The organism is Stappia sp. P2PMeth1 (genome assembly GCF_900185735.1).
Classification (GTDB): Bacteria; Pseudomonadota; Alphaproteobacteria; order Rhizobiales; family Stappiaceae; genus Stappia.
The window spans coordinates 1-10,724 of record NZ_FYAW01000048.1 but is presented as its reverse complement, the minus strand read 5'-3'; the positions used below and the strand labels follow the sequence as shown (position 1 = coordinate 10,724).

Annotated in this window: 11 protein-coding genes; 9 read left to right on the top strand and 2 right to left on the bottom strand. The window is 59.8% G+C overall.

What is annotated here, in order from left to right; all coding sequences use genetic code 11:
* The first annotated feature begins 840 nt into the window (after nt 1–840).
* The 3 genes from P2PM1_RS22660 to P2PM1_RS25750 all read left to right on the top strand — a co-directional run bounded on the left by P2PM1_RS22660 (nt 841) and on the right by P2PM1_RS25750 (nt 3,759).
* Nucleotides 841–1,521 carry an HD-GYP domain-containing protein gene (locus P2PM1_RS22660; protein ID WP_186400661.1) on the top strand — a complete coding sequence of 227 codons (681 nt, stop codon included), beginning with the start codon at nt 841–843 and terminating at the stop codon, nt 1,519–1,521.
* A 499-nt stretch (nt 1,522–2,020) separates the two neighbouring features.
* The gene (locus tag P2PM1_RS22655; protein ID WP_186400660.1) at nt 2,021–2,554 is read left to right on the top strand and encodes a PAS domain-containing protein; all 534 of its coding nucleotides are present in this window, start codon (nt 2,021–2,023) and stop codon (nt 2,552–2,554) included.
* A 53-nt stretch (nt 2,555–2,607) separates the two neighbouring features.
* Nucleotides 2,608–3,759: a methyl-accepting chemotaxis protein gene (locus P2PM1_RS25750; protein ID WP_186400659.1), complete on the top strand. Its 1,152-nt coding sequence runs from the start codon at nt 2,608–2,610 to the stop codon at nt 3,757–3,759.
* A 191-nt stretch (nt 3,760–3,950) separates the two neighbouring features.
* Here P2PM1_RS25750 and P2PM1_RS22645 read toward each other — a convergent pair whose 3' ends face one another.
* Nucleotides 3,951–4,217 carry a conjugal transfer protein TraD gene (locus P2PM1_RS22645; RefSeq protein ID WP_186400658.1) on the bottom strand — a complete coding sequence of 89 codons (267 nt, stop codon included), beginning with the start codon at nt 4,215–4,217 and terminating at the stop codon, nt 3,951–3,953.
* A 1-nt stretch (nt 4,218) separates the two neighbouring features.
* The gene (locus tag P2PM1_RS22640) at nt 4,219–4,545 is read right to left on the bottom strand and encodes a conjugal transfer protein TraD (protein ID WP_186400657.1); all 327 of its coding nucleotides are present in this window, start codon (nt 4,543–4,545) and stop codon (nt 4,219–4,221) included.
* 180 nt (nt 4,546–4,725) lie between these two features.
* Between P2PM1_RS22640 and traA the strand changes: the two genes are divergently transcribed.
* From traA to P2PM1_RS22610, 6 genes are all read left to right on the top strand, one after another.
* Nucleotides 4,726–7,695 carry a Ti-type conjugative transfer relaxase TraA gene (traA, locus tag P2PM1_RS22635; RefSeq protein ID WP_186400656.1) on the top strand — a complete coding sequence of 990 codons (2,970 nt, stop codon included), beginning with the start codon at nt 4,726–4,728 and terminating at the stop codon, nt 7,693–7,695.
* 137 nt (nt 7,696–7,832) lie between these two features.
* Nucleotides 7,833–8,054, top strand: coding sequence for an AlpA family transcriptional regulator (locus tag P2PM1_RS22630; protein WP_186400655.1), 222 nt, complete (start codon nt 7,833–7,835; stop codon nt 8,052–8,054).
* Nucleotides 8,044–8,361, top strand: coding sequence for a hypothetical protein (locus P2PM1_RS22625; protein ID WP_208985390.1), 318 nt, complete (start codon nt 8,044–8,046; stop codon nt 8,359–8,361). The genes P2PM1_RS22630 and P2PM1_RS22625 overlap by 11 nt, the downstream gene beginning before the upstream one ends.
* Before the next feature lie 13 nt (nt 8,362–8,374).
* Complete coding sequence (locus tag P2PM1_RS22620; protein ID WP_186400654.1) at nt 8,375–8,629, top strand: type II toxin-antitoxin system HicA family toxin; 255 nt, start codon at nt 8,375–8,377, stop codon at nt 8,627–8,629.
* Entirely contained in the window at nt 8,626–8,958 is a 333-nt protein-coding gene (locus P2PM1_RS25610) for a type II toxin-antitoxin system HicB family antitoxin (RefSeq protein WP_012090880.1), read from the top strand. The genes P2PM1_RS22620 and P2PM1_RS25610 overlap by 4 nt, the downstream gene beginning before the upstream one ends.
* Nucleotides 8,959–9,001: 43 nt before the next feature.
* Nucleotides 9,002–10,666, top strand: coding sequence for a recombinase family protein (locus P2PM1_RS22610; RefSeq protein ID WP_186400653.1), 1,665 nt, complete (start codon nt 9,002–9,004; stop codon nt 10,664–10,666).
* Nucleotides 10,667–10,724: the final 58 nt, after the last annotated feature.

Sequence of the window (10,724 nt, the reverse complement as noted above, 5' to 3'; positions counted from 1 at the left end):
ACCGAACGCGTGTGCGCCCTTCGGGGCGTGGGCCAGTTAAGGGCCCCTCCCGCATAACCCCCGAATACAACGGAAAAATCCGGCCGGAGCCGGATCGGGAGAACGCTTTCGCGAGGGCAAGTGGCGGGCCGCGACTGATAGAGATGATCACTACGAATTCTCCATAGCCCTCTAAAACTCGTTCATCGAGATGGCCGGTTTTGCCTGCTGCTGAGGGGCTACGGGTCGCCTTGCATGGCGCATGCTGGCCATCACTTCGCGACAAGTCCGGGGCGGTGTTCATGACCACATCTGCCTCCCTGTTGAGGTGATATGTAGTAATACTTATGGTGAGAGGGATATTTTATTAAGTTAACATATTTAAACTCCTTCCAGATTACTGATCCGGGAGGCTATCATGCTTGGAATTGTATCAAGGAATAATGGCACGGAAATTGCCCCCCCCGCAAAGCCGGATGCGGGGTGCGCTGCTTGTCGTCGATAGAACATATATCCATCATTGAGCCAGCCGAGTTATCGAAAGAGAGTGCTTCATCCGCCCGTGCAATCTTGATTGACTTTACAGCCTTATGCGAAAACGACATAGCCGCACTAAGGAAGATTCGGACTTCCGCCGCCGACGTAAGATGCATCGGTCTTGTTGATCTTTCGTCACGAGTTGAGGTTGCTCAAGCGAAGGCGTTGGGGGTGTCGTTGCTTGTGGATCGGCTACGCCCGCCGAGTGAAGTGCTCCACAACGTCCGGGCTTTGTGCGGGATGTCTTCCAAGCCTGATATCCCGACTGGGTTTTCCGAGACGACCAGGCGCTCTATACAGTGGCTCAGTCAGGCGCTTGATCAGATGAATCAGGCGGCAGCATCTGATCAGCCGCTGCCGCTTGGTCTTATAGCAAAATCTCTTCGGGGCACTTTGGAGACCTTTCAGGTAGACAGCCTTTCCACGTGGCTTGAGGCCGTGCAGCATCATCACAGTCATACGTTCCGGCATTCCATTATGGTGACAGGCTATGCGCTTGCGTTCGCGCAAAAGCTGAAACTGCCTGCCGACATTCAGGCCTTGGTCGGTCTGGGCGCCGTCGTCCATGATATAGGAAAAACGCGGATACCTCTTGCCGTCTTGGACAAGCTAGGAAAACTCTCGGACGAGGAGTTCACGCTGATCAAAAAGCACCCGGTTTTCTCGCGGGAAATCCTCGAAGGGCGGAAGGAGGTTCCGCGCGAAGCAATCGACATCGCCGTCCATCATCATGAATATCTGGACGGTAGTGGATATCCCGATGGCCTCAACGGCGAACAGATCGGGCCGTTGGTGCGGCTCATCACCATTTGCGACATTTTCTCCGCCCTTGTCGAAAAGCGTTCCTACAAGGAAAGCCTTACCCCGAGACAGGCCTATGCGATTTTGCGCGAAATGGGCTCCAAGATCGATCAGAAGCTTCTTCAGCAGTTTCGTCCTGTTGCGATTGGGATTGCCGATTTTGCTCGCGGAGCCAAAGGCCCGCGTCGGGAGAAAGAAGAATAGCGCCGGTTGCCTTAACTTCATTTTAATGGATTGGCCGCATTGCTGAAATTAACTTCAATCACATGAAGTTTGGGTAAGGTTAGGAAAATATGTTGACAGGCTCTGCGCGATATGCGGGGGGGGGGTAGGCTTCCTACCTTCTGTGAATTATCCCAGCTAAATATTCAGCCTGCTGTTTGGCGTCCTGTTTCAGGGCAGACCTCACATCTTACACCGCGCACGAGTGATTTGTTTGAGGTGTCCCCCTGTGCCGCGCAGCTTACGGCTTCTTGCGCGACGCGTCGGTTTACGTTCGATATCTCCTGGAGCGCAACCGCTCAGCGATATCGACTGATCGGCTCTGCTCGAGGTGGGGAAATAAACGATCTGCTCAGCGTTTCTGCGGGCCAGGTTAACAAACAATCTCCCATCCTATCAATATCAACGCAAAATAAACCTCATCCACGGCGGACGAGTCGATCAGCGCGCTGAATAATCTGACATGTTGAGGAGATGCCCTATGGCGAGAGATGTGTATTCAACTGGTATTGAGCGGTTTTTCGAGGACGATGAAATCATCGTCAGCAAGACTGACCTGAAAGGGCGCTTGACCTATTGCAATGATGTTTTTCTTCGGCTTGCCGGATATACTGAACAGGAATGCTTGGGGCAGCCGCATAGCCTGATTCGCCATCCTCATATGCCGCGTTGCATATTCCAATTGCTTTGGGAAACCATTCAAGATGGCAAGGAAATCTTTGCCTATGTTGTCAACCGCTGCAAGAATGGTGACCATTATTGGGTGATTGCGCATGTGACACCGAGCCGTGACAAAACGGGAAGTATCGTCGGTTATCACTCCAATCGGCGCGTTCCAGATCGCAAGATCTTGGAGGGGACGATTATTCCACTCTATGAGGAATTGCTGTCTATAGAGCGAAGGCATGCCAATCGCAAGGATGGCCTCAAGGCATCGAGCGAAATGATCAAGCAGCTGCTCGGTGAAAAGAAGGTTCAATACGATGAGTTCATTGCGAGGCTACAAGCCGCGTAGTGTCGAGTGAGCCGTAAACCATCACCATGAAGAACCCGAGTGAAAGTTAAAAAATGTTCGGCAGTGAATACAAATCCGCGATCCGGAAGGCCTTGAGCGTTTGCGAGACAGTCGCTGACGGTGATTTTGAGGCACGGATCATCAATATTACTGAGAAAGGTGAAGCAGGCCTGCTGCTGCATGCGATCAACCGGCTGATCGACCGGTCTGATGCCTATATCCGCGAATCTCGGGCGTCGCTCGAATATGTGGCCGACAACAAGTATTTCCGCCGGATTTCGGAAAAGGGCATGACCGGCGCGTTCGGCGAGGCAAGCCGTGCCGTCAATGCGGCAATGGACTCGATGGAGCATAAGGTCGGCGAGTTCTCCCGGGTGGTTGAGCTTTTTGAGAACCAGATGACGGAGATCGTCGAATCCGTCGCCTCGGCGGCGACGGAACTGGAGGCGTCGGCAACTACTCTTGAGAGTTCAACCTCCTTGACGAATGAGCGAGCTGTCACGGTCGCGGCTGCAGCCGAGCAAGCTTCCGTCAATGTTGGGACCGTGGCGTCAGCCACCGAGGAGATGACCAACTCGGTTGGTGAGATCAACCAGCAAGTGACGGAATCTGCAAGGATCACCGCCAGCGCCGTCGGGGAAGTCGAGCAGACGGCTCTCGACATCAGCAGCCTCTCGGCAGCCTCCGAAAAGATCGGAGAGGTCGTTGCACTCATCACCGCCATTGCTGACCAGACCAATCTTCTCGCACTGAATGCGACGATTGAGGCGGCGCGTGCAGGCGAAGCCGGGAAAGGGTTCGCAGTCGTCGCAGCCGAAGTGAAGGGGCTGGCAAGTCAGACGGCAAAGGCGACGGAAGAAATCGGAGCACAGATTGCGGGAATACAGTCCGCCAGCAGTCAGGCAGTCAATTCGATCCAGACGATCAACAAGACCATCGCCAGGGTGAATGAGATCGCCGCTGCCATTGCGGCCGCTGTCGAGGAGCAAAGCGCTGCGACCGCTGAGGTCGCACGCAATATCGATCAGGCTGCCGCCGGAACCTCCGAAGTAAGTGAGAGTATCGGGGTCATTAGTCAAGCAGCCGGTGACTGCGGAGCGGCCGCGGCGCAGGTCCTGGCGGCGTCGTCGGAACTCGCGCATAAAGGCGAAATGATGCGATCCGAGGTTGCCAACTTCCTGACAGAGGTCCGGAGAGTCATTTGACTGCCAGTCACTCCGGCTGTGGCCAACAGGCCTGCGGTGCAATCTGAGGCGGCATATGGTGTGACATGCAGTGTCGCGCTATAGAATTACCAAAGCGCAACATCGCGATTTTAGCGCCTCGAAAATCGGTCAACCATAGCGATGGCGGGTGGCGCTGCGATATGTGAGGTCTTCACGCCACCCGCCATCGGTCACGCCTGATCCTGCTGCGGCAGCGAGGAGGCGGGCACATCTGCCGCCCGTTCCGCAGCGAAAGCTTGTTTTCCCTTTTCGGCCCACAGTTTTCGCGCGCGGTCACAGTCCTCGCTTCGGAGCTTGTCGGCCATCCAGAGCAACGCCCCGTAGATCATGGCGCGGTCGTCGTTGGTGAGGTCCACAATGCCCACCTTGACGACGAGACCGCCGAGTTCGATCAGATGCCGGGTACGCTTGCGGCGCTCGACCTGCCAGGTCCGCATATCATGCCGCGCCCGTGCCGCTTGACGGCGATTGCCCGCCGCCCGGTTGCGTTTGAGCGCCGCCAGTGTCGCGATCAGGCGCTGATGCAGATCGCCGCGACTGTCGTTGAAAGAACGCAGTCCCGCGCTTGGCCCACGCCTCCCTCTTTCCGGCGTCCTTGGTCTCCCCCAATGCGACGAGCGCACCGGCCAGTTCCTCGGCGCTGAGGCTGTCTGCCCCGGTGGCGATCACCAGTTCGCCAAGCTGCTGCACTTTGCGGGCTTTGAGTTCCCGCGCCTTGTCCTCCAGCGCCTTCAGTTCTGCATCGAAGTCTCTCGGCTTGCGCATTATGGCCTCCATCGTTCCAGCAAGTTGTTGATGCAGCGATGATAGTTGAGCGTGGTGCGGATTTCTTCTATGTTCCCGGGACGGTCTGGCACGGGGCGGTCCATCCCGAGATTTTTTCGAGGGAGGGCGCGCTTATACGTCGTTCCGACGTGCGCTTGGCCGTGCCAATGCTTGATCGCGATGGCGATCTATCATCTTCACGTCAAGGTCATTGGCCGTAAGGCCGGAAGCAGCGCGGTGGCCTCCGCCGCCTACCGTTCGGCCTCGCGGATGCGCGACGAGCGGATCGACCGCGTGCAGGACTTTTCCGCCAAGCGTGGTGTCGTCCATTCCGAGGTGCTGTTGCCTGATGGTGCGCCCGAGCATCTTGGCGACCGCGAACGGCTCTGGAACGATGTCGAGGCGTTCGAGGTGCGCAAGGACGCCCAGCTTGCCCGGGAGGTGGAGTTCGCCATACCCCGCGAGATGACGCAGGCGCAGGGCATCGAACTGGCCCGCGATTTCGCGCAGGCCGAATTTGTCGATCAGGGCATGATCGCCGATCTGAATGTGCATTGGGACATCGGCGAGGACGGGATGCCGAAACCCCATGCCCATGTCATGCTCACCATGCGCAGCGTGGACGAGAACGGCTTCGGCCAGAAGGTGCGCGACTGGAACCGCACCGAGATGGTGGAGCGTTGGCGCGAACGATGGGCCGAGCATGTCAACGAGCGGTTGGCCGAACTCGACATAGACGCGCGCATCGACCATCGCAGCCTTGAGGCGCAGGGCATCGACCTTGAGCCTCAAAGCCAGATCGGCGCGCCTGCACAGCGCATAGAGGGCGAAGGGATCGAGGCCGCTGACCGCGCGGACATGCACCGCGAGATCGCGCGGAACAATGGCGACAGGATCATCGCCGATCCATCGGTGGCGCTGGACGCGATCACGCATCAGCAATCGACCTTCACGCGCCGCGACATGGCGATGTTCGCGCATCGACACAGCGACGGCATCGAGCAGTTCAACGAGGTGATGGGCGCGATGCGTGGTTCGCCCGATCTGGTCGAACTCGGGCAGGACGGACGCGGCGAGGATCGCTTCACTACCCGCGACATGATCGAGGCCGAACAGCGCCTGCACCGCGCCGCCGAACTCATCGCCGAGAAGGAACGGCACGAGGTCAGCCAGAAAGACAGACTCGACGCCCTTTCGCGCGCCGAACAGCGCGGCCTCATTCTTTCCGGTGAGCAGACCGACGCGTTGGCGCATGTCACGGACGGGCGCGATCTTGGCATTGTCGTCGGCTATGCCGGAACGGGAAAGAGCGCCATGCTTGGCGTTGCCCGCGAGGCTTGGGAAGCAGCAGGCTTTGAGGTTCGTGGCGTGGCGCTCTCCGGTATCGCGGCGGAGAATCTGGAAGGAGGATCGGGCATATCCTCGCGCACCATCGCCAGCATGGAGCATGGCTGGGCGCAGGGCCGTGACATGCTGACTTCCCGCGACGTGCTTGTCATCGACGAAGCGGGCATGGTCGGCACACGGCAGTTGGAGCGCGTGCTGTCCCATGCGGCGCAAGCTGGCGCCAAGGTGGTGCTGGTCGGCGATCCGCAGCAGTTGCAATCCATCGAAGCTGGCGCGGCCTTCCGCTCGATCCACGAGCGTCATGGCGGCGTGGAAATCCATGAGGTGCGCCGCCAGCACGACGACTGGCAGCGTGACGCCACCCGCGATCTGGCGACCGGCAGGACCGGCAACTCCATCGCCGCCTATGACCGTCACGACATGGTGCAGTCCGCCGATACACGCGAGCAGGCGCGCGGCGATCTGATCGACCGCTGGGACCGTCAGCGTCAGGCGTCACCGGACAGCAGCCGCATTATCCTCACCCACACCAATGCCGAGGTGCGGGAGTTGAACGAGGCAGCGCGCGACCGGATGCGGGAGGCTGGCGATCTGGGCGAGGATGTGCGCGTCACCGTTGAACGCGGAGAACGCAGCTTCGCCGCCGGAGATCGCGTCATGTTCCTCCAAAACGAGCGCGGGCTTGGCGTGAAGAACGGAACGCTCGGCACGGTAGAGGCAGCCAGCCCGCAATCCATGTCGGTTCGCACCGACGATGGCCGGTCCATTGCCTTCGACCTCAAGGACTACAACCGTATCGACCACGGCTATGCCGCGACGATCCACAAGGCGCAGGGCATGACCGTGGACCGCACCCATGTGCTGGCAACGCCGGGCATGGACGCCCACGGCAGCTATGTTGCCCTGTCCCGCCACCGCTATGGCATGGAGCTGCACTATGGCCGCGATGACTTCGCCAGTCAGGACAAGCTCATCAATACCCTGTCGCGCGACCGGGCCAAGGATATGGCGACGGATTACGAACCGGCGCAGAGCTACGCCGAACGGCGCGGCATCACCTCCCATGCCCGTGATGCCGCCGTTGAACAGATACGTGTGCCGGACAATGCTCTCGACCGGATCGACGACATCATCTTCAGCGTGCGCGAACCTCGTGATGGCGCAGAAGGGCCGGAAAGGGAGACGACCGGCAGGGGGATAAGGCAGGAGATCGAGGCGGTGGCGCGGGACGCCGGAATAGATTCGGAGGATGCCTTGCGCCACGCCCGCAGGATGGCGCTCATCCGCCATGCCCATGCCGTTGGCCAGGTCTTCAACGCCGAGGATGCCGGGAGCAAGGCAAGCCCCGCACAATGGGAAGAACTGGTCGATTCCCGTAAGGCATTTGATGAGGTGCGGCCCTATGGCTGGCAGGACGCGGAAGCGGCCTATGCCAAGGATGAGAGCCTTGCCCATGAGGCGGGATCGGGAAAGGTCAATCGCGCCATCCGCGCCCTACAACTCGAAACCGAGATTCGCACCAGCCCGGAGCGCCGCGCGGATCGTTTCGTGGAACGGTTCCGAGAACTCAAGCAGACCGGCGACCGGCAATATGCGGCGGGCAACTATTCCGGCTACAGGTCAGCGCGCGCGGAGATGGGCAACATGGCGATGAGTCTGGAACGCGATCCGCAGATGGAATCCCTGCTCGAAGGCCGCAAGAAGCAACTCGGCATCAGCATGGATTTCGACTCAGGGATGAAGCTTGGTCGGCAACTCGCCCTCAGTCACGGCCTTGGCAGAGGCCGAAGCATCGGATTGTAGAGCGTAGAACCATCCTATTTACCGCCGTTTCTACGCCACAGCACTACACCAGCTAAATATCTATTGCACAACGATAATTCGTTGCTCTGACTGGTCTCTGCAATCGTCAGAAACAGCCAGCAGGAGGCAGCAGGACCATGCGCCAACCAGACCGCATCATTCGTATGAAAACCGTTCAGGCCCGCACCGGCCTGTCCCGGTCCACCATCTACCGCAAGATCGCCGAAGGCACCTTCCCGCGCCAGATGAAGATCAGCGCCAACGGCGCGGGATGGCATGAATCCGACATCAACCGCTGGATTGCCTACCCTGCCGGATGGAAGCCACGCGGCGAGTTCGATTTCCTCGATGACTATTGATCGCAGGGACGACAACAAGCCGGAGGCGGCTTCCCGGTCCCGGCGCGGCAAACGACCGCTCACGGCGTCGGAGCAGCTTGAGGAATTGCTTGGCTATCCGTGGCCGTTCCCCGGCAGGCCGCCAAAGCACGACCTCAGCACATGGACCGTCACCGACGACTGGCCCGACCCCGTTCCCGTCACGGAAGCCGAGATCGAGGTGTTCGAGCGATGGTTCGGCGACCTGTTCGATGAACTGTTCGGCCCCGACACCGGATCGCCCGATGCCGGGGCCAAAATCGACCTTGAAAACGGTACTAAAAAATGATACTGGATACTCCATGAAAAAGCGTCACAGAGCCACGCTGGAACTGATCTTCGCCCGCCCGGTCAACGGTTCGATCCGCTGGGCCGACATAGAGGCGCTGTTTGTAGCCCTCGGGGCGGAAATCACCGAGCGGGAAGGTTCGCGCGTCGGCGTGTTCCTGTTCGGCGAAGTGCGCGTCTTTCATCGCCCGCATCCCTCACCGGATACGGACAAAGGTGCGGTTTCCAGCATCCGTAAATGGCTGGACGAACACGGAGTAAAGCCATGAACAATGTCGTTGAAATCAATGGCGAGAAGGCGGTTATCGCTTTCGATCCCGAGATTCAGATGCTGCGCGGCGAGTTTGTCGGCCTCAATGGTGGGGCCGACTTCTATGCCGAGAGCGTCCACGATCTGATCGAGGAAGGCCGCAAGTCGTTGGCCGTCTATCTGGAAATGTGCCGGGAGAAGGGCATCGAGCCGCGCCGGAAGTTCTCCGGCAAGTTCAATGTCCGCCTCACCCCTGACGACCATGCCGCCGCAGTCATTGCCGCAGCAGCATCGGGCAAGAGCCTTAATGAATGGATCGTCGGGACGATCAGGGAGGCCGCTGAATAGCGGCCTCCCGTTCGTTCGACCGGGTTTGAAAGGAGACATCACCATGACCGCTTCCACCGTGCCGCTACGCGCTGCCCTCTACCTGCGCGTTTCGACGGCGCGGCAGGCCGAGCATGATGTTTCCATCCCCGATCAGAAGCGGCAGGGTGAAGCCTATTGCGAGGCGCGCGGCCTGCAACTGGTCGAAACCTTCATCGAACCCGGCGCGTCGGCGACCAACGACCGCCGCCCCGAGTTCCTGCGCATGATCGAGGCGGGGACAAGCAAGCCCGCGCCCTTCGATGTGGTGGTGGTCCATTCGTTCAGCCGGTTCTTCCGCGATCACTTCGAGCTTGAATTCTATGTCCGTAAGCTGGCGAAGAACGGCGTGAAGCTGGTTTCGATCACACAGGAAATGGGGGATGACCCCATGCACGTCATGATGCGGCAGATCATGGCGCTGTTCGATGAATACCAGTCCAAGGAAAACGCCAAGCACGTCATGCGGGCCTTGAAGGAGAACGCGCGGCAAGGCTTCTGGAATGGCTCGCTTCCTCCTATCGGCTATCGCACCGTCGCCGCCGAGCAGCGGGGAGCCAAGACCAAGAAGAAGCTGGAAATCGACCCGCTGCACGCCGACACGGTGCGGCTGATCTATCGGCTTGCCTTGGAGGGCGACGGCACCACCGGCCAGATGGGCGTCAAGAACATCGTCTCCTATCTCAACAGCCGCCGCATCTTCACCCGAGACGGCGGACGCTGGGGCATCGGTCAGGTCCACCGTATCCTGACCCGCCGCACCTATATGGGCGAGCATGAGTTCAACAAGCGCAGCAAGACCAAGGAATTGAAGCCGGTCAGTGAGATCGTGACGGTTCCTGTCCCGCCGATTATCGACAAGGAGACGTTCGACACTGTTCAGAAGCTGCTCAAGGCCCGCAATCCCAAGGTGATGCCTGCCCGCGTCATCAGCGGCCCGACCATGCTGACCGGGCTGATCCATTGTGCCAAGTGCGGCGGGGCCATGACCATCCGCACCGGCAAGGGCGGGCGCTATCGCTATTATGCTTGCTCGATGAAAGCCCGGCAGGGGCCGACCGCCTGCGAGGGCATGGCCGTGCCGATGGAGAAGCTGGACGATCTGGTCGTCAATCACCTTGAGAAACAGCTACTTCAGCCCGAGCGGCTGGAAACCGTGCTTGCCGCTGCACTCGACCGCAGGGAAGAACATGCCGAGCGCCGCCGCGAGCATATCGCCGAATTGATCAAGCGTGCCGCCGAATCGGAACTGCGCCTCAAGCGGCTCTATGACGCCATCGAGGCGGGCGTGGCCGATCTGGACGACCCGGCGCTGAAAGACCGCATCGACGGCCTCAAGGCCATCCGCGATCAGGCCAAGGCCGACGCCGAGCGGGCGCAGGCCATGCTTCAAAACTCAGGCCAGAAGGCCGTGACGCCGCAGATGCTGCGCAAGTTCGCCACGACCGCCCGCGAGCGTATCCGGCTGGACGGTGGCGGCTATCGCCGCGACCACCTACGCGCGCTCGCGCAGCGCGTCGAGGTCGCAGAGGGCGAGGTTCGTATCATGGGATCGAAGTCCCGGCTGCTTCAGACGCTTGTAGCGGGAAGTGGCGTAAACTCAGTGCCCACTCAGGGACTGAAGTGGCGGACCGGGTGGGATTCGAACATATACGCCGAAGTAATCGGCTTGCGCTTGGCTACGCCGTGAGCAATGTCGGCTTTCGGGACGCCGCAAGCGGCAGTCGAACGGCCGGAAAGGTGGCGCA

Bases quoted from the DNA above. Each gene is read 5' to 3' on its own strand.
- P2PM1_RS22610 (WP_186400653.1), top strand. From the start codon at position 9,002: ATGACCGCTTCCACCGTGCCGCTACGCGCTGCCCTCTACCTGCGCGTT.
- P2PM1_RS22655 (WP_186400660.1), top strand. From the start codon at position 2,021: ATGGCGAGAGATGTGTATTCAACTGGTATTGAGCGGTTTTTCGAGGAC.
- P2PM1_RS22645 (WP_186400658.1), bottom strand. From the start codon at position 4,217: ATGCGGACCTGGCAGGTCGAGCGCCGCAAGCGTACCCGGCATCTGATC.
- P2PM1_RS25750 (WP_186400659.1), top strand. From the start codon at position 2,608: ATGTTCGGCAGTGAATACAAATCCGCGATCCGGAAGGCCTTGAGCGTT.
- P2PM1_RS22660 (WP_186400661.1), top strand. From the start codon at position 841: ATGAATCAGGCGGCAGCATCTGATCAGCCGCTGCCGCTTGGTCTTATA.
- P2PM1_RS25610 (WP_012090880.1), top strand. From the start codon at position 8,626: ATGAACAATGTCGTTGAAATCAATGGCGAGAAGGCGGTTATCGCTTTC.
- P2PM1_RS22630 (WP_186400655.1), top strand. From the start codon at position 7,833: ATGCGCCAACCAGACCGCATCATTCGTATGAAAACCGTTCAGGCCCGC.
- P2PM1_RS22625 (WP_208985390.1), top strand. From the start codon at position 8,044: ATGACTATTGATCGCAGGGACGACAACAAGCCGGAGGCGGCTTCCCGG.
- P2PM1_RS22640 (WP_186400657.1), bottom strand. From the start codon at position 4,545: ATGCGCAAGCCGAGAGACTTCGATGCAGAACTGAAGGCGCTGGAGGAC.
- traA (WP_186400656.1), top strand. From the start codon at position 4,726: ATGGCGATCTATCATCTTCACGTCAAGGTCATTGGCCGTAAGGCCGGA.
- P2PM1_RS22620 (WP_186400654.1), top strand. From the start codon at position 8,375: ATGAAAAAGCGTCACAGAGCCACGCTGGAACTGATCTTCGCCCGCCCG.